Origin of the sequence: Acinetobacter tandoii (assembly GCF_008867985.1) — a bacterium.
Taxonomy (GTDB): domain Bacteria; phylum Pseudomonadota; class Gammaproteobacteria; order Pseudomonadales; family Moraxellaceae; genus Acinetobacter; species Acinetobacter tandoii.
This window is the reverse complement of sequence record NZ_VXLD01000015.1, coordinates 1-19,209: the sequence shown is the minus strand read 5'-3', so window position 1 is coordinate 19,209 and position 19,209 is coordinate 1. Positions and strand designations below refer to the sequence as shown.

17 protein-coding genes are annotated in these 19,209 nt (G+C 40.9%); 12 read left to right on the top strand and 5 right to left on the bottom strand.

From position 1 onward, the window contains the following. The first annotated feature begins 1 nt into the window (after position 1). Together F4W09_RS15245 and F4W09_RS15240 are read left to right on the top strand one after the other, a co-directional pair. Positions 2 to 1,144: an ABC transporter permease gene (locus tag F4W09_RS15245; RefSeq protein ID WP_151505285.1), complete on the top strand. Its 1,143-nt coding sequence runs from the start codon at positions 2 to 4 to the stop codon at positions 1,142 to 1,144. A 13-nt stretch (positions 1,145 to 1,157) separates the two neighbouring features. Further along, a complete protein-coding gene (locus F4W09_RS15240) occupies positions 1,158 to 2,876 on the top strand; it encodes an ABC transporter ATP-binding protein (protein WP_151505284.1) in 1,719 nt (572 codons plus the stop codon). Between the two features lie 164 nt (positions 2,877 to 3,040). Here the strand turns inward: F4W09_RS15240 and rluB are convergent, their stop codons facing one another. The 5 genes from rluB to F4W09_RS15215 all read right to left on the bottom strand — a co-directional run bounded on the left by rluB (position 3,041) and on the right by F4W09_RS15215 (position 7,261). Then, a complete protein-coding gene (gene rluB / locus F4W09_RS15235; protein WP_151505283.1) occupies positions 3,041 to 4,147 on the bottom strand; it encodes a 23S rRNA pseudouridine(2605) synthase RluB in 1,107 nt (368 codons plus the stop codon). Between the two features lie 41 nt (positions 4,148 to 4,188). Continuing rightward, on the bottom strand, positions 4,189 to 4,773 hold the full coding sequence (gene scpB / locus F4W09_RS15230) for an SMC-Scp complex subunit ScpB (RefSeq protein ID WP_016166064.1): 585 nt from the start codon (positions 4,771 to 4,773) through the stop codon (positions 4,189 to 4,191). Continuing rightward, positions 4,770 to 5,561 carry a segregation and condensation protein A gene (locus F4W09_RS15225; RefSeq protein ID WP_016166063.1) on the bottom strand — a complete coding sequence of 264 codons (792 nt, stop codon included), beginning with the start codon at positions 5,559 to 5,561 and terminating at the stop codon, positions 4,770 to 4,772. Before F4W09_RS15225 ends, scpB begins: the two co-directional genes overlap by 4 nt. A gap of 342 nt (positions 5,562 to 5,903) precedes the next feature. Then, on the bottom strand, positions 5,904 to 6,521 hold the full coding sequence (locus F4W09_RS15220) for an L-threonylcarbamoyladenylate synthase (protein ID WP_016166062.1): 618 nt from the start codon (positions 6,519 to 6,521) through the stop codon (positions 5,904 to 5,906). Between the two features lie 77 nt (positions 6,522 to 6,598). After that, the gene (locus F4W09_RS15215) at positions 6,599 to 7,261 is read right to left on the bottom strand and encodes an elongation factor P hydroxylase (protein ID WP_151505282.1); all 663 of its coding nucleotides are present in this window, start codon (positions 7,259 to 7,261) and stop codon (positions 6,599 to 6,601) included. 97 nt (positions 7,262 to 7,358) lie between these two features. Between F4W09_RS15215 and F4W09_RS15210 the strand changes: the two genes are divergently transcribed. The 10 genes from F4W09_RS15210 to F4W09_RS15165 all read left to right on the top strand — a co-directional run. Continuing rightward, positions 7,359 to 7,916 (top strand): YceD family protein, encoded by a 558-nt coding sequence (locus F4W09_RS15210; RefSeq protein ID WP_016166060.1) that lies wholly within the window; start codon positions 7,359 to 7,361, stop codon positions 7,914 to 7,916. A gap of 76 nt (positions 7,917 to 7,992) precedes the next feature. Further along, positions 7,993 to 8,175: a 50S ribosomal protein L32 gene (rpmF, locus tag F4W09_RS15205; RefSeq protein WP_151505281.1), complete on the top strand. Its 183-nt coding sequence runs from the start codon at positions 7,993 to 7,995 to the stop codon at positions 8,173 to 8,175. A 161-nt stretch (positions 8,176 to 8,336) separates the two neighbouring features. After that, entirely contained in the window at positions 8,337 to 9,323 is a 987-nt protein-coding gene (fabD, locus tag F4W09_RS15200) for an ACP S-malonyltransferase (RefSeq protein ID WP_151505280.1), read from the top strand. Beyond that, positions 9,320 to 10,054, top strand: a complete 735-nt coding sequence (fabG, locus tag F4W09_RS15195) for a 3-oxoacyl-ACP reductase FabG (RefSeq protein WP_016166058.1) — start codon at positions 9,320 to 9,322, stop codon at positions 10,052 to 10,054. Before fabD ends, fabG begins: the two co-directional genes overlap by 4 nt. Before the next feature lie 87 nt (positions 10,055 to 10,141). Beyond that, positions 10,142 to 10,378 (top strand): acyl carrier protein, encoded by a 237-nt coding sequence (gene acpP / locus F4W09_RS15190; protein WP_016166057.1) that lies wholly within the window; start codon positions 10,142 to 10,144, stop codon positions 10,376 to 10,378. 627 nt (positions 10,379 to 11,005) lie between these two features. Continuing rightward, complete coding sequence (locus F4W09_RS15185; RefSeq protein WP_171492449.1) at positions 11,006 to 12,262, top strand: TolC family protein; 1,257 nt, start codon at positions 11,006 to 11,008, stop codon at positions 12,260 to 12,262. A gap of 87 nt (positions 12,263 to 12,349) precedes the next feature. After that, complete coding sequence (locus tag F4W09_RS15180; RefSeq protein WP_151505278.1) at positions 12,350 to 14,635, top strand: type I secretion system permease/ATPase; 2,286 nt, start codon at positions 12,350 to 12,352, stop codon at positions 14,633 to 14,635. A 38-nt stretch (positions 14,636 to 14,673) separates the two neighbouring features. Beyond that, positions 14,674 to 15,912 (top strand): HlyD family type I secretion periplasmic adaptor subunit, encoded by a 1,239-nt coding sequence (locus tag F4W09_RS15175; RefSeq protein ID WP_151505277.1) that lies wholly within the window; start codon positions 14,674 to 14,676, stop codon positions 15,910 to 15,912. A 423-nt stretch (positions 15,913 to 16,335) separates the two neighbouring features. Continuing rightward, positions 16,336 to 17,283, top strand: a complete 948-nt coding sequence (locus tag F4W09_RS15170; protein ID WP_151505276.1) for an OmpA family protein — start codon at positions 16,336 to 16,338, stop codon at positions 17,281 to 17,283. 62 nt (positions 17,284 to 17,345) lie between these two features. Continuing rightward, a partial coding sequence (locus F4W09_RS15165; protein WP_151505275.1) for an Ig-like domain-containing protein occupies positions 17,346 to 19,209 on the top strand: 1,864 nt, incomplete at its 3' end.

Sequence of the window (19,209 nt, the reverse complement as noted above, 5' to 3'; positions counted from 1 at the left end):
TATGTTAAGTGTGATATTTAAAAGAAAAGCACTGGATACAGCAGAAACCACTTCTTCTGGACTTTGGCAACTGGCGATGCGCCGTTTAAAGGCAGATCGTATCGCCATGATCTCATTGTTTGTGGTGCTATGTTATTTCGTGATGTTACTGCTGTCCATGACAGGGGTAATTGCCTCCAACTGGAATAAAGAAGTCGCTGTCAGCTATGCGCCACCCACCTTTATGGGGGCAGATGCTGTCCGTGATACAACCGAAAAAGTCGCTACTCAATCACAGGCTTTGCCTGAAAATCCCGTTGATCCTTTAAAAGATGTGATTCGTGAACTCAATACCGAAATTGCCAAAGAGCAAAGTACTGGTGGCGCGATAGATTATTACGGCGTGGTTGATCCCTTAGCAGAGGACATGAAAGCGATCGATCAGCAATTGGATGGGCATTTGCTCGATCAACAGGCTGAATTAAAACAAACTCTTCCTTTGGGTGCGGACAAATGGGGGCAGGATGTATTACAAAAAACCATTAAAGGTGCTGAAACATCCATTATTGTCGGGGTTGTGGCTGCGTTATTGGCGGTGCTGATTGGGACGGTGCTTGGGGCAATTTCAGGTTACTTTGGTGGCTGGGTCGATGATGTCTTGAACTGGTTTTATAACATCTTTACTTCTATTCCTTATCTGTTGCTGATTTTGGCCATCGCAGCGGTACTACAGCAAAAAGGGATTGTCTCGATAGTATTGATTCTGGGTTTAACAGGTTGGACGGGGGTTTATCGTTTAATTCGTGCTGAGTATATGAAACATACCTCGCGTGAATATGTACTGGCTGCCAAAGCCATTGGGGTCAGTCATTTTAGACGTATGTTTGTCCATATTTTCCCGAATGTTAGTCATATTGCTTTGGTGCAAATCTCGATTCTTGTGGTGGCATTTATTAAGTCCGAAGTCATTCTCAGCTTCTTGGGTTTTGGGGTGCCTGTGGGCGTTGTGTCATGGGGCAGTATGCTGAATGAGGCACAAAGTGAATTGATTTTAGGTAAATGGTGGCAACTGGCGGCAGCTTCCATCGCGATGGCCGTTTTGGTCACCGCATTTTCCATGTTTACCGATGCATTACGTGATGCACTGGACCCAAAACTAAAATAAGAGGTGTATGAACATGACTGAATCAAAACTAAATTCAATCTTATTAAAAGTTGAAAATCTTCAGGTCAGTTTTAAGGGAGAAAATAAACAGTACACCGAAACGGTGAAGGGAATATCTTTTGAAATTCCAGCGCATACCACGGTTGCCTTAGTGGGTGAGTCGGGCAGTGGTAAATCGGTAACATCTCTCGCGACTATGGGTTTACTGCCACCAGAGCAAAGCCGTATTTCGGCAGAAAGTAAAATTGTGTTTGAAGGCGTGAATTTACTGACCTTATCACGTGCAGAGATGCGAAAAATTTGTGGCAAAGACATCGCCATGATTTTTCAGGAACCGATGTCTTCGCTGAATCCTGTGTTTACTGTGGGCGATCAGATTGCAGAAGTGCTCAGGCTACATTTGGCAATGGGGCGTAAGCAAGCCAGAGCACGTACTTTGGAGTTGCTGAAAGAAGTGGGTATTCCTTCTCCTGAAACCAAAATAGATGCTTATCCCAGTCAGCTTTCAGGTGGGCAGCAACAACGTGTGATGATTGCGATGGCAATTGCCTGTGAACCGAAATTGTTGATTGCGGATGAACCCACCACAGCACTCGATGTGACCATTCAAAAGCAAATTTTAGATTTATTACAAGACTTACAGCAACGTCGTAATATGTCGATGTTGTTTATTACCCATGACTTGGCATTGGTGGGTGAAATTGCCGATCAAGTGATTGTAATGCGACATGGGGAAATTCGTGAGCAAGGCGCAGTAAAATCAGTCTTGGAGCAGCCACAAGATATTTATACTCGTGCTTTACTACAATGTCGTCCGCAACTGTCACAACGCCCGTTCCGCTTGCCGATGATCAGTGACTTTATGCAGCAACAAGGTCAGGATTGGATAGAAAAAGTGGTGACTGAAAAGCCTCCTGTACAGCGACAACGGGGCTTAAAGGGCAATGAAGAAATCATTCTGGATGTTCGAGACTTAAAAAAATCATTTTATAGTCGAAAAGGGTTGTTTGGAAAAGATGAGTTTCAAGCCGTCAAAGGTGTTTCGTTTCAATTGGCGAAAGGCAAAACTTTAGGCTTGGTGGGTGAGTCAGGTTCAGGTAAAACTACCATTGGGCTATTACTTATGCGGTTGCAACAAGCAACAGGTGGAACGGCTCGAATTTATGGTCAAGATATCTTGGCAATGTCAGACAAGCAGTTTGCTCAGTTTCAACGTAAAATCCAGATCATTTTCCAAAATCCTTATGCATCGCTCAACCCGCGCTTTACGGTAGGACAAATTCTACTGGAGCCGATGCAGGTGCATGGCATTGGCACCAATGATGCTGAGCGTAAAAAAATCGCCTTGGATCTGCTGGAGCGAGTCAGTTTGCCCGCATCGGCATATCATCGTTATCCACATGAGTTTTCGGGTGGACAGCGACAGCGCATTGCGATTGCACGCTGCCTAACCTTAAAGCCTGAAATTTTGATCTGTGATGAATCGGTGTCGGCATTGGATGTTTCTGTACAAGCACAGGTCTTGAATTTGCTGCAAGATTTACAGGATGAATTTGGCTTGAGTTATATTTTTATCTCACATGATTTGTCAGTGGTAAAATATATTTCTGATCAAATCATGGTCATGAATCATGGGGATATCGTCGAAATTGCCAATTCAGATGATTTGTATCAGTCGCCACAACATGAATATACTCAACGCTTGCTCAGTGCTATACCCAAGGGTGTTTAATCAATCACTGAGTTTGGATAACTAAAACGCTCACTAGATTGGGCGTTTTTTATGGGCGATTGGGAGATTCTTCGTGCGCCATAACTGAAAGCGGTCTTATTACACTGCATACATCACCTATAAAAAGAGCCACTCGAAAGTGGCTCAAATTTTAACTTGAATGATTAAAACTTTTTAAAGCCTTTGTTTACGCCAAATGGCTTACGTGGAGCTTGTTCATCACGAGTATCACGTTGGCCATATGAACCTTTGTTGCCAAAGTTTTCTGGGCGGCTATCACGTTGTGCATAACCAGAGTTATGGCGTGGTTCACGTTGAGCATAACCTGTTTGTGCATTGTCCTGACGGCGGTGCGTATGACCATTTGGGTTTTCACGACGTTCACGGTTGAATGCTGGCTTTGCTTGTTGGCCTTCATCTTCATTGTCACGACGTTGCTGACGTAAGAAACCGCCACGACGTGCTGCCATTGGTTTTTCTTGCATACGTTCAGTACGGCGTTTTGCCATACCGAATAGACCTGTACCTTGGCGTGGCTTAAGTTCAACTGATTTAGTTAAATTGTCGATGTCAGCTCTATCGAGTTCCATCCAACGGCCTGTACGTAATTCACGTGGTAAAATGACAGTGCCATAACGAGTACGTAATAGACGGCTAACTTTCAAGCCTTGAGATTCAAAAATACGACGAACTTCACGGTTACGCCCTTCTTTCACCACCACTTGATACCAACGGTTAATCCCGTCACCACCAATTTCAGAGAATGATTCAAATTTTGCAGGGCCATCGTCTAACACCACGCCACGCAGCATGTTGTTACGGATTTGTGGAGTAACTTCGCCCATAACACGTACAGCGTATTCACGCTCAATTTCATTCGATGGGTGCATTAAGCGGTTTGCAAGTTCACCATCATTTGTGAACAGCAACAAGCCTGTAGAGTTAATATCTAGACGACCCACCATAACCCAACGATCATTGGTAATGCTAGGCAAGTTATCAAATACGGTTGGGCGTTGTTCAGGGTCGTTACGTGAACAAATTTCACCTTCTGGCTTGTAGTAAATCAGAACACGACGACGAATTTCATCTTCAATTTGGAACTGCACTTTACGACCATCGATGCGAAGCTCATCGCCTGGCTCAATACGTTCGCCCACTTGAGCAACACGACCGTTGACACTCACACGACCAGCAGCAATGACCTCTTCCATATAACGGCGAGAGCCGAGACCAACTCGTGCGAGTACCTTTTGCAATTTTTCACTCATGACAGCATAACCTTAGAAATTATCATCAACAGTTCACCTATTTACGACTTCGGTGCTTGCGCATCGAGAGCCATAAAAGCTTCCTTGGCATCCTGTAGGGGAGGCAATTGACCAATCGATGTTAGGCCAAATGCATTTAAAAACTGTGGCGTTGTAACCAACAACGCGGGTCTTCCTGGGAGTTCCCTAAAACCAGATTCTTTAATCCAGTTCCAGTCAAATAGGGTTCTTAATATTTGACTATTATTAGAAACTCCACGAATTTGTTCAATGTCCGCACGAGTCACGGGTTGGTGGTAAGCCACCACCGCCAAGATTTCGAGCAGAGAAGGCGACAAGCGGGTTGGACGCTCAGGCCAAGTTTGACTAATAATTTGACGATACTTGGCGCGTACTTGAAAGCGGAAACCTTGTGCAGTTTCTACCAACTCAATAGAGCGACCATGTTGTAAGACCATTAATTGTTGTATCAGTTGACGAAGTTCAGACTTGGAGTATTGATCTTGAAAGGCTTCTTTTAGACGTGCCAAAGAAACTGGTGCATCACTCGCAAAAATAATAGCTTCCAGTTGCATCAACACTTCATGTTGAATTTCGGATTGAGAAAATAGATCAGCTTCACTCATACGTGTGCTCCTTGGACACTAAGAGGCGCCTCTATGCCTGAACCCACAATTTGAATACGTTGTTGACGGGTCAGTTCCAGTACAGCCATAAACGTCACAACCACACCCATACGCCCCTGACTAGGTTTGAGTAGTTCAATAAAATCGAGAACTTCACCTGCTTGCAGCTTTTCTTCAATAAATGCAATTCGCTCTTCAAGCAATACGGGTTCTTGCTCAATTTTGTGGGTTACTGGTTCTGGGCGGTTAAACACGCAAAACAAAGCATCATGCAAAAGATTGACGGAAAAGCCTTCATGACGGACTGCGACATCGCCCAGACTCACATTCGTCTCGAATGTATCACGCTCAAGCACGCTCATTTGCCCCAAGCGTTCAGCTGCTTGTTTGACACGAAGATAAGTTTCTAAGCGATCAATCAACGCTTGTTTTGGGTCTTTTTCAACAGCAATACTGGTGGGTTTCGGGAGCAACAAGCGAGATTTTAAATCTGCCAATAAAGCGGCCATCACCATATAGTCAGCAGTCAGCTCAATATTTAATGACTTCATGGCATCCATATAAGAAAGATATTGGGCTGCAATGGGTGCAATGTCTAACTGTAATAAGTCGAAGCCATTTTTTTGAATCAGGTAAATTAAAAAGTCGAGTGGTCCTTCGAAATGCTCCAAGAGAATTTCAAATGCGGCAGGAGGAATATATAAATCCTCAGGGATGGAGTCTTGCCATTCATCCAGAACACGGATGTGCGGCGTTTCTTCCATAGCATTATGGACGGATTGATTCATTACAGTTATTGGCCACGCGAATTTTCAAAGGCATGATTATGTGCTTTTTGAATCAGTACTTAGGGGAGAAAGTAGAGGTGATTAAAAAATACATAATTTTAATAGGCCTTAGTGTAATGCATATTCGGTGATGAATACATTACTTGACCAATCAAATAACAAAAAAAGCGGTAAATAAATACTGAGTATTTATTTTTGTGATGAACGTCAAGGCTATCTTTTATTCGCATTGATGAGAGCAAGCTTATGAAAGAACAATAAAATAAGATAATTAGGCTTAAAACAGAATCACTCGATCAAGGGGAGAGCCTTGAGTTGAGACTCGCCACCTGATGGTTCAACTTATTCAAAAGCGCTGACATCGCCTACGCCTTTACGAATGACAACAGGACTGTCTCCAGATAAATCCACAATACTGGTGGTGCTTAAGGTACCTAAGCCGCTATCAATAAATACATCAATGCGTTTTTCCAGTTGCATCTCAATTTCATAGGGATCATCGAGTGGGTCAGCACTCCCAGGTAAGATTAAGGTACTGGTGAGTAAAGGTTCACCTAATTCTTTCAGTAGCATTTGACAAATTGGGTTGCTTGGAATGCGCAGACCAATCGTTTTCTTTTTGGGGTGCATCAAGCGTTTAGGTACTTCGCTGGTGGCTGGTAAAATGAAAGTGGTCACAGCAGGGGTATTATTTTTGAGTAAACGATACATGGCATTATCGACTTTGGCATAGGTAGCAATGTCGGATAAATCTGAACAAATAATCGCGTACTGATGCTTTGGCCCTAAGCCACGAATCTGTGAAATTCGTTCCATTGCATTCTTATTTCCGATCTGGCATCCAATCGCATAAGCAGCATCCGTTGGATAAACCACCACATCACCCGCGCGAATACGTTCCACTGCCTGACTGATTAAGCGCGGTTGTGGATTATCAGGATGTATTCTTAAGTGCAACATATTTTTCTCCTGATTTTTTAGATATTATCTGCTGAAATTACAACATGTTGTCATGTAACTTTGATGAATTTCTGTAATTAGTCCAGCATTTCGCGTTGAAACTCGTCACTTTGTAATGTTTTGCCACTTCTTGTACACGCACAGATACAGTCAATAAAGTATTTTGCATCTCGTGGTAGCGCCACTTCTCCAGAACAATAACGTTGTACTTGTGCATATACATTATCTTTAAAAGTCGAACCATCACCCCCTTCACCAGTCAGGTTATCGAGCGAGACCCGGAATTTTCGACCAAAGGCTTTGGCAAACATCCATTCAATTGCTTGTGGTTTAATTTCTACTTGTTCAAATAAAGCTTGCTGTTCTTGTGTACGACCATCGGGAGCATACCAATAGCCTAAATCTGGGAGTAAGCGACGTTGTTCACCAGCAATCGTCCAATGGCTAATTTCATGTAAAGCACTATTAAAGAAACCATGAGCAAATTGAATACGCGCGGGCTGTTGCTCTGTCGCTGGAAAATATTCAGGTTCGTCTTCGCCGCGAATCAAATTCACATTAAGGTGGGAAAACCAGTAATTAAAGTGTAAGATGAGCCAGTCAACTTGTTCAGTTTCTGACTGTAAATTCGCCCATTCCAAACGTTGCACTTGGTCTGGTGAAATGTCAAAATGAACAGTTGAAAGTGTGCTAACAAGTGATTTTTTATTCACTTCTGTTTGCGGCTGCAACAGATGCATGACTGTGTTACCCAAAATGGTCTGTCTAAATAAGTACAAAATTGTATCTTAATCTTTGACAGAGTACTGATGAATTTGTAGAATTGCCGCCTTAATTATGTCAGCAAATACCTTTCCGGCACAGATTGAGCCGTTTAAATGGGCTGAACAAGGCTTTACATGGTCAGGTACCCTGCCATTGTCTCGCTTTGCTCGTATCGCTCGTGAAGCTGTTGGATCAATTGATGATCAATTGATTAACATAGACTGTAAGCTATCAATGGATGCGTATCATCGCATTGTATGGTTAGATGGTCACGTTGAAACGACTGTTCCAATGGAATGTCAGCGTTGTTTAGACGCGGTTAGTATTGAACTCGTTTCAGATTTTCATCTAGCTCTAGTGGATGATGAGTCACTGATAGAGCGCTTGGATGAGGATGCTGATTTCATCGTCTTAGGTGAAAGTGAAGCAACGACGAAAGGTAGCTATGATGCGCCTGCGACGGCTGATTTACTGTCTCTGATAGAAGATGAATTGTTATTGTTGATGCCTTTGTCTCCTAAGCATGATGCTTGTGAACATAAGCACCAACCTGCCATTGAAGAGCTTGTTGAAGAAAAACGGGATAACCCGTTTGATGTTTTGGCAAGTTTGAAGGGTAAACTTAACTAATTTTTGTGTTATACTCTTCCGTATAAGACAACTGAATTTGTTCTGATCCATATTTTTCGATTTGTAAGGAGCCATCATGGCCGTTCAGCAAAACCGTAAAAGTCGCTCTCGCCGTGACATGCGCCGTTCACATGACGCTTTAACTGAGAATGCATTAACTGTAGACCAAGCTACTGGTGAGACTCACCGTCGTCACCACGTATCTAAAGATGGTATCTACCGTGGTCGTCAATTATTCGCTAAAGTATCTGCTGAATAATTGATGAAGCATTAAGTGATGAGCTTAATGAAAAAATTGGGAGCGTAAGCTCCCTTTTTTTTGCCTTCGATTTTTGTTGTATTTCGCAATTACCAAAAACAAAATTAAGTGTTAAATTTCCGCTCCATGAATGAGCAGTGACTACATAAAGGATTTTTTATATGTCTGCTAGACCACTCGAACAAGCAGCTCAAGCAACAAAAACTGCATTTGTGTTTCCAGGTCAAGGTTCGCAAAAAGCTGGCATGCTAGCTGAACTTGCTGAACAGTTTAGTGGTATTCGTGACACGTTCGCGGAAGCTTCTGAAGCCCTTGGTTTTGATTTATGGCATATTGCCCAAAGCGGTGAAGGCTTAGACCAAACTGAATTTACACAACCTGTATTGCTTACAGCCAGTATCGCTTTATGGCGTGTGTGGTTGGAGTTGGGTGGTGTTGCGCCTAAATACCTCGCAGGTCATTCATTGGGTGAATACAGTGCTTTGGTTGCTGCTGGTGCAATGTCATTAGGCGATGCTGTTAAGTTGGTAAACTTGCGTGGCAAGCTTATGCAAAATGCAGTACCTCAAGGTAAAGGTGCAATGGCAGCGATTTTGGGTCTAGAAGATGCCAAAGTTCTTGAGTTGTGTGCTGAAGTCACAGCACAAGGTCAGGGTTCGGTAGAAGCAGCAAACTACAATGCGCAAGGCCAAGTGGTTATTGCGGGTGAAAAAGCTGCTGTAGAAGCGGTGATGGCAATTGCAAAGGAACAATCAGGCAAAGCGATTGCACTTCCTGTGTCTGTACCATCACATTGTTCGTTGATGAAACCAGCTGCCGAGCAATTCGCACTTGCTTTGGAACAAACTGCCATTGAGCTACCTGGCATTCCTGTAATACAAAATGTCAACGCGGAAATCGCGACAGATGTGGCGCAATTACGTCAGGCATTGACTGCACAATTGTACCAATCTGTGCAATGGACCAAGACGATGCAGTCTGTGCAAGATCAGGGTATTCAATTTATTGTTGAGTGTGGTCCTGGTAATGTGCTGGCCAATCTTGCGAAACGTTTGCCAAATATAGAAAAAGCATTCCCAATCGATACGAAAGGTCGTATGGAGGATGCACTGAATGCCATTTTAGTGGCAGAAGGAAAAATTGCATGACACAAGAACGCAAAGTCGCTTTAGTGACAGGCGCAAGTCGAGGGATTGGTGCTGCCATCGCTCAACAATTGATTCAAGACGGTTATTTTGTAGTGGGTACTGCGACTTCTGAGTCGGGTGCGGAAAAATTATCAGCAGCATTTGGCGAAAATGGTGCAGGTAAAGTGCTTGACGTGCGTGATGGCACAGCAATTGATGCTTTGGTTACAGATATCGAACAAAATTATGGTCCAGTTCTTGCACTTGTAAATAATGCAGGGATTACTCGTGATAATTTGTTGTTGCGTATGTCTGAAGATGACTGGGATGATATTCTGAACATTCATCTAAAAGCAGTTTACCGTTTATCAAAACGTGTTCTTAAAGGCATGACCAAAGCGCGTTTTGGACGAATTATTAATATTAGTTCTGTGGTTGCGCATTTCGCAAACCCAGGTCAGGCAAACTATTCAGCTGCTAAAGCAGGCATTGAGGCGTTCAGCCGTAGCCTTGCAAAAGAAATGGGTAGCCGCCAAATTACTGTGAATTCAGTTGCACCAGGTTTTATTGCAACAGAAATGACAGAACAGTTAAGCGAAGAAATTCGTAAAAAAATGAGCGAACAAGTGGCACTTCAGCGCTTAGGTGAACCACAAGATATCGCGAATGCTGTAAGTTTCTTGGCTTCTGAGAAGGCAAGTTATATTACAGGTACGGTTTTACACGTAAATGGTGGTTTATACATGAGCTAATTAGCTGATGGATAAACTTTCAAAAAATTAGAGTTTCAATTAAACTAACGGCATTTAAAAACGCCACAAGCAATGAGGAGAATTCCTGTGAGCGATATCGAACAACGCGTTAAACAAGCGGTTGCAGAACAATTGGGTCTTAAAGTAGAAGAGATCAAAAACGAAGCATCTTTCATGGATGACTTGGGTGCGGACTCTCTAGACCTAGTTGAACTTGTAATGTCTTTCGAAAATGATTTTGACATCACTATTCCTGATGAAGATTCTAACGAAATCACTACAGTTCAATCTGCAATTGACTATGTTTCTAAGAAACTTGGTTAATTGTTGATGTTCAGCGCTGCTGAAAGAAAAGCCACCTTTTAGGTGGCTTTTTTAATGTCTGTATATACTGAGTTTTTGGAAGTAATGTTATAAGCATTTTTAGGTAAGTGAATATACTTACAAATAGAGGTCGTACTTCTTAAAATTTAATTTTAATTTATGAGTATAAGATAATGAAAAGACTTAAGACTAGAGCAGAGATGTACTTAGTATTAAAGTTGAGCGCTGTAGTTGGTTTGTTTGTAACAAATAATGTAGATATTAAAGTACAGTTTTATGTGTTTTTAAGTTTTATTTAATAATTGTGGAAAATGATATTGATGGAAATAAATAATAATGAATATATATATGTATAATGAAATAAATAAATATTAATTTTAGTTAACCAGTACGCATTTTTATACTGATTAATTTAAAAATATTAATCAAAATCGATTTTAAAATTTTATTTACTCATAGAAATCTCTGTAAATTTTTTTAATTATTAATATTTTCTTAATAATTTTATTTATATTGTACTTTGAAATAATGTAGTTAAATTATTGAATTTAATTGCTAAAATTCTCTGTGAGAGATAAGCCACAGTGTTCTGTGGATATAAGAAATATCTAAAGTAAAAATATGAGAATGCGAAATAAGAAAGTGCAAGAAATGACTTGGCATAAAAGAATTGCTTTACTAGTCACATTATTATGTAGTAGTTCAGTTTATGCGGTTCAATTAAAAACGTTGTTAAAGACAGCTTTGGAGCAAGACCCAATGATGTTGGAAGCACAAGCAAATGAAGAAGCAGCATTAAGCAGAGTAAAAGAGTCAAAATCATTACATTATCCAACCTTAGCTTTGACTGCCAACCAAATTTTGGGTCAATCTCATAAGAGTCAATATGATTATGTGAGTGAAGATTTTACACCAGGGGTTAAGGGCAGTCTGAACCTTTATTCATTTGGTGCAATTACTGCTCAGGTAGATCGTGATAAAAAAAAATCTGAGTATTTTGAGCAGAAAATTGATGAGACTGCGGAAGAGCTAGGCTACAACATCGGTTCTGAATATTTGAAAGCACTCAATGTCCATGAAGCACTTGCTGTACAGATGCGAAGTTTGGAACGTCACAATAAATTTACGCAAGATATTAGTGTGATTGTGCAATATGATGCAGGACGCCGCTCTGAACTCACACAAGCACGTGCTCGTCAAATGCAGGTAGAACACACGATTAGTAGCTTGCAGCGTGAATTGGGTTTTGCACTGAGTCATCTAAAAAAATATTCATCTGAAGTGATTGATCAGGATACGCTGAGTGATCCATTTATTGGTCTGGCGCCGTCTGAATTTATATCGCGTTATCAATTGACCGAAGTTACACAGCACCCATCTTATTTGGCTCAGGAAGCCGAGCTTGAGAGTATTCGTTCTGAGGTGAAGTACCGTAAAGCAAAACGTTATCCAAGTGTTAACTTGGAGGGGAACGTGACTACTGAAGACCGTCAAGTGTATCTGAATATGTCATGGGATTTGTTGAATCGGGGAGCGAAATATTCTGTCGAACAAAGTGGGCAATCTGCTGTAGCAGCAAAAGCACGGCTTGATCAAATTCAAAGGGATATTGAAGAACGGGCACGTACTGCAGAAATTGATATGTTTCAGAGTCGGCTAAAAATGAATATTTCGCAAGAGCAAATTCTCGCTTCACGTAAGGTGGTCAGTGACAATGAAAAGCAATTTAAAATTGCACGTAAAAGCCTGATAGATGTGCTCAATGCCTATAACGAATTGGCTGGGGTCGAAATGGCTTATGTGACTGCACAGAATGATTATCGAATGGCAGCGTTGGCTTATTTGCGTGCTCAAGCCAACATTAGTAATTGGGCAAGGCAGTAATAATAAAGACTGCTGATCCAAAGCGGATGTGGATCATGCGTAATTGACCTAAAGGTCAAGTTATTAGAATAGGATGACATAAAGAGAATGAAATCCATAATAGAGCATATTGCTTTGGCAACCCGACTATTGGGAAGCCCTTTACCTGTAGCTACCTTGATGGCGCAGGTGACGCATGACCAAAATTTAAATGTCAACTATCCTTCTTTGATTGAAGTATTAAAAAGCCATGGTTTTGAAAATACGCTAAGTAAAAAAGCACTACATGAAATTCCTGCATTGGCTGTGCCTGTAGTTATAGTTTTGCAGCAAAATGAAGCTGCTGTTATTACTCAAATTCATGGCTGCGGAGCAGATCGGGTTTATGAGTTACAACAAATTGATGGTTTAAAGCAAAGAATTGATCATTCGCAGCTATCAGCATTGTACTTGGGATACAGTTGGTTTATTAAACCAAAACTGACCAGTGACTTACGTTCTGAGTTACCGGAGTATCACTTGCCTAAAGCATGGTTTTGGAAAGTCATTTGGCGTTTTCGAGCTTACTATTCGCAAGTGATTTTAGCGACATTTGTTATTAACTTTTTGGCATTGGTCAGTTCTCTGTATGTCATGAATGTTTATGACCGAGTTATTCCAAACAAATCTTATGAAACGCTTTGGGTGCTCAGTATTGGGGTAATTTTGGCGATTAGCTTTGAGTTTGCCGCAAAAATGATCCGTGGGCATTTGACAGATATAGCGGGTAAAAAAGCTGATTTAATTATCAGTTCAGCCATTTTTCGTCGTGTGATGAGTTTGGATTTGGCGGAGCGTCCTGTTTCATCGGGTTCTTATGCCAATAACCTACGTGAATTTGAATCTGTCAGAGAGTTCATGACCAGTGCAAGTTTGTTGGTATTAGTCGATTTACCTTTCCTTTTGCTCTTTATTACCGTGATTTGGATGATTGGTGGAACGTTGGCAATGGTTCCTTTAATTTTAATTCCAATCGTGATGTTGGTTGGTCTGCTTTCACAAAGACCTTTAGCGCGATATATCAACGAATCAATGAAAGAGTCGTCACAACGTCAAGGTTTGGCGGTAGAGGCAATTGAAGGGATTGAAACATTAAAAGCCAATAATGCAACCAGTTGGGCACAGCAAAAGTGGGATTATTACACGGCTAAGACTGCTGCTTCGAGTACTAAAACTCGAGATTTGAGTAATTTTGTGGTTAATTTTTCTGTTGCCATTCAGCAATTAAACACAGTGATATTGGTGATTGTCGGAACTTATTTAATTCATAGTCCAGACCCAAATCATAAAATTACGATGGGGGCTTTAATGGCTTCAGTGATTTTGTCGGGGCGTGCTTTGGCACCCTTGGCGCAAATCTCAAGCTTAGCCATTCGTTTTCAGCAAGCTAAAATTGGTTTACAAGGCCTGCAAAGCATTATTGAACGTAAAATTGAACGTCATCCAGATCGGCAATATATCAGCTTAGATCAAGTGAATGGCGAACTTAAATTTCAAAACGTGAGTTTTAAATATCAACAGGATATTCCTCCAGTACTTAAGGGATTGAATTTAAATATTGCGCCTGGAGAAAAGGTAGGAATACTAGGGAAAATTGGCAGTGGTAAGACTACTACGTTAAAACTCGCCAGCGGTATGTTTGAGCCACTAGAGGGGAATGTCACGTTAGATGGTGTGGATTTACGACAGTTAGATCCAAATTATTTACGCAATCAGGTCGCATTTTTAGGGCAAGCACCCCGTTTGTTTCTGGGGACATTACGTGAAAACTTGGATTTGTCACGACAAGATGGTTTTTCTACAGATCAAGAGTTGTTATTGGCATTGAAACGATTTGGTCTGGACAGTTTAATTCAAAATCATCCGCGTGGTTTGGATATGCCTTTAGGTGAGGATGGTTTAGGACTTTCGGGTGGTCAGAAACAAATTATAGCCTTGGCTCGATTAACATTACGTTCCCCACGTGTAGTGTTATTAGATGAGCCAACCAATGGTTTAGATCAGTTAACTGAACGACAAACACTGACAGCATTGCATCAGTGGTGTAAAGACAAAACTTTGTTGGTGGTGACGCATCGGACTCAAGTTCTGAGTATTGTGAGTCGTGTTGTGGTGATTGACCAAGGTCAGGTGGTCATGGATGGCCCGCGAGATGAAGTTCTGAAGAAACTCGCTTTAAATGAGCAGGCGAAATCAGCAACAACACAAAACTCAACGGTTACGACAGGACAACCAAGTTCGACAGTAACCACGGGGCAAAAAGAAGGTCGTACCATCGTGATCAAACCAGATCATGCATCATCTGTACAAAATCATACGAATAATACGCAATTAGAAAAAATAAATGTTGAGTAGTCGTGTCAAACAAATCGACATCAACGTAAGTGAGGCATATGGAAGAATATCGAAACCCACCCGCAGAACGGGTTCAGTCGAAAGACTTGGAATTGTTGAATGACTTGAATGCTGCCTTACAAACGGAAAGGCATACGGGCTTGTTTTGGACAATTGGGTTGTTATTTGTATTTATGGTTGTGTTTGTTTTTTGGGCTTATCACAGTCATGTAGAGGAAGTGACACGTGGTCAAGGTAGTGTTATTCCAACCAGTCGTGAGCAGATTTTGCAAAGTTTAGACCCTGGAACAATCAAAGAGATGCTGGTGAAAGAAGGGGATATTGTTGAAAAAGGACAAATCTTACTTCGGTTAGATGATACTCGAAGTTCGGCAATCTTAAGGGAAAGTGAGGCAAAAGTTGCCAATCTTGAAGCAATGTCCGCCCGTTTAAGAGCTGAATCTTATGGAACAGAAATCAAATTTCCTAATGGAATTAGTGAATCTTTAAAACATCGTGAACGCGCAGCATATGTTGCACGTCGTCGTGCAGTGGATGAAGCGGTTGCAGGCTTGCAAACCAGTAAAGCCATGTTGGATCGTGAAATTTCGATTACGTCACCTATGGTCGCAGAAGGGGTAATGTCTGAAGTTGAGTTGCTACGTATGCGACGTCAATCTTCAGATTTGGCTTTGCAAATTAATGAAAAGCGCAATCAATATGCAGCGGATGCCAATAATGAATTGGTACGGGTTGAGTCAGAATTGGCACAAGCCAAAGAAAATATGGCAATGCGTGCTGATCCTGTAGATCGTTCACTGATTCGCGCACCCCTAAGAGGTATTGTTAAAAATATCAAGATTAATACAGTCGGTGGTGTGGTACAGGCTGGACAAGACATTATGGAAATAGTTCCACTGAATGACAAATTATTGGTTGAGGCTTATATCCGTCCTCAAGATGTTGCATTCGTACATCCGGGGCTTGGTGCGATTGTCAAAATTACTGCTTATGACTATGCCTTGTATGGTGGTTTAGAGGGTAAGGTAACTTTAATTAGTCCTGACACATTAAGAGATAAAACACGGCCAAGTGAACTAAACCTAAATCCAGATGAGGCGTACTACCGTATTTTAGTGGAAACGAATCAGAATTCACTAACTGATAAAAATGGTAAAACCATGCCAATTATTCCCGGCATGATTGCCAGTGTAGACGTCAAGACTGGAGAAAAAACTATATTTCAATATTTAATAAAACCAATCACTCGAATGAAGCAGGCTTTACAAGAGAGATAAAGGTATTCTTTCGGCAGAAACTCTATATTTTAATAGGGTTTTTGTTATTAGAATAAATGAACCAGAATTGGGTTAATCTTCTATTATTTTAATAAGTTAATATATATTTTAGATGTATATTATATGGTATTGATTTTTATGTCATGTTTATAAAGTTTTGTTGTCTATTTTTTATTCAAAAATAATTAATATAAAAATATAATTCATCTATCTGAAAAATATGTGAACTGGTTCATGTTATTTTAAAATTTATAATTAATGCTATTGTTTTTTTTTCTTTTTTTTATATTCTTTTAAAAAAGCATTATAAAAAATCATCACATAAACTCTTAATTTTTTTAAGGCTTTTGTGGAATAAAAATAAATTCCCTTGTTTCATTTAAGGGTTAGGAAAATGAAATAGTAATAAAAGAGGTGGGTATTATGGATGTTAAAAGATTAATATTGGTGGTTGGGTGCTCATTATTCTGGATTGGATGTTCAACTACGAATAAGAAGCCCCCTTTTGAACATTGGAATCAATTTGGTTCAAAACCTTATTTACAGCCTAAAGTTATTAAGGAAGGTCATACTCAGGTTGTATTTATTCGTGATAAAGACGGATTAAAAGGGCCAGCAGCAAATGTTTTCATTGAAGGACATTATTTAACGTCATTACTACCTGGTTCATTTAAAGCATTACAGTTATGTTCACGTCCTACCCACATAAATGCAATTTATACGCAAAGTGCGTTTAACTATGCCAATGCCCGTCGATTGAATTCTACGCAATCGCTTACAGAAGGTACTACACAATATTTCAGATTGGTTGGAGGCAACAATCAAGCAATACAAGTGCAAGAGTTAACAGAGACTCAGGCGCAAGCGTTGTTGCCAGATCTTAAAGAAGCTGTTGCGACTAAATCGCGTGTCAAAGAGACCGAAGAATGTACACAGCCTGTATATGTTCAAGTACCAGTCAAAACAGTACTTAAAAAATACACTTTACAAGCCAGTACATTATTTAATTACGCGAAGTCTGGTCCAAATGATTTGACTTCTCAAGGTCGTAAAGAAGTTGCTGAAATCGCTTCTGAAATTACTCAGGATCAAGAAGCTATTAGCCATATTGCTGTTATTGGATATACAGATCCTGTTGGGTCAGATAATTCGAATCAACAACTCGCACAACGTAGAGCAGAAACAGTACGAGCACTGTTGGTTCAAAATGGAGTAATGAAAAAGAATATTTTAGTTGAAGGGCGTGGTGAGCAGGAACTTGTGGTGAGTGATTGTGATCAGAAGTATGCCAATGATAAGGCAGCACGTGAGCAATGTGATTTTCCAAATAGACGGGTAGAAATTATCACCTATGGAATAAAAGTTGAATAAACATTGCTCTCTGTATTTATTCACAATTTTAACAATCGAGTCATAAGAAAAGGATAAATAAAATGCCAAATCAAACAGTCACTATAAAATTACATGATGCGAAAACCATTATTTCGGCTTTGCAAGTTACTAAAGGCCACGATCAGCCTGTAACGATTCAGGCGCAAAAAGGGATTAATTATGAGTTGATTGATGATGCAACTCAATTTGCACCAGAAAATATCAAAATTCAGCGTGTAGGTAATGATCTATATATAAGCTTTGAAGATGATGGTACGAATGCGCTGGATCCTGATCTGGTTATTCAGGGTTATTACGGTACTGATGGGACGACAACCAATTTACTGATTGGTCTGCATGAAAATGGCAGTTATTACGCTTATGTACCTGAAACAGGTGCTCAGCAACATGCAGTCAGTATGCTCGCTGATCAAGTGAGTGTTGCACAAGCCTTGGGCGGTGAGCCATTAACCTCTGCATCATATGAATTTAATCCATATTGGTTGCTTGCTTTAATTCCTCTAGTCGGTTTAGCCGCTGCTGGAGGTGGCGGCGGAGGTGGAGGTGGTACACCAGCTCCATCTGCGGACAAACCTGATGTAGTGGCTTTAAATGGTGGTGTAGTTACGGTTAAACCTGGCTCAAATAATGTTAAACAAGTCATTACCTATACCGATGAATCTAATAATTCAGTGTCCTTAACAGCAACAAAAGGGGTTGATGGTAAATGGAGTCTAGATAAAACCCCAACAGGTGTAAGCATCAATTCCACAACAGGTTTGGTGACTATTGGTATGGATGCTGTGAAAGATGGCAGCACAGTGACTTCTACGGGGACTAACTCAAGTAATAATACCGCGACTGATAGTGATACGGCTAAGGTGGATGATAGTACTCCAACTTCAGCAGATGCACCCGATGTTGTTGCTTTAGCGACAGGTGCTGTTGCTATAAAACCTGGTGCAGATAATGTTAAGCAAGTTGTTACCTATATAGATGAAACCAATAATGCTGTGACTTTAACAGCGACAAAAGGGACTGATGGTAAATGGAGTCTAGATAAAACGCCTAGCAATGTTGCAATTGATCCTGCAACGGGCTTGATTGCGCTTGGTCCAGATTCAGTCAAAGACGGCTCAATTGTTAAGTCAGTCGGTAGCGATGCGTATAACAACACTGCGACAGACAGTGATACGGCCAAAGCAGATGAGACCGATCCTCAAGGTACAGATTTAATTGCAGATAAACCTGATGTATTGGCGCTGGTAGGTGGTTCTGTAACAGTCACGCCTGGCGCGGACAATGTTAAAGAAGTGATCAGCTACACGGATGAATCCAATAATCCTATGATTCTAACGGCAACTAAGGATGCAAGTGGAATTTGGAGTTTAGACAGTACACCAACTGGCGTGATTATTAATCCTGTGACAGGCGTTGTTACTATTGGAATGGAGGCTGTAAAAGATGGAAGCACCGTCACTTCAGTGGGTTCAGATCAATTTGACAATACTGCGAATGATAGTGATACAGCCAAAGCAGATGTTTCAAGCTACACAATAACCTTTGATTCGATTACCAATGACACTGGCAGTTCCAGTAGTGATTTCATTACCAATGACAATACCTTGTTATTTAAAGGCACGGTAGATCTAGCTGAGGGCAACAGCCTCAGTGTGAAAGTCGGTGACAAGACCTATAGCACCAGTGACCTCAATTCAAAATTAACAGTAGATGGTTCAGGTAACTGGACCCTGAATCTCACAGGCAGCGCTTTGGCAGATGGTACTTATCCTGTTGTTGCAACGGTTAAGGATACAGCGGGCAACAGCAAAAGTACCACCAGCCAGAACGTGGTGATTGACACCAAGATCGACACCGATAATGACGGTCAAACCGTGACCTTTGATTCGATCACCAATGATACAG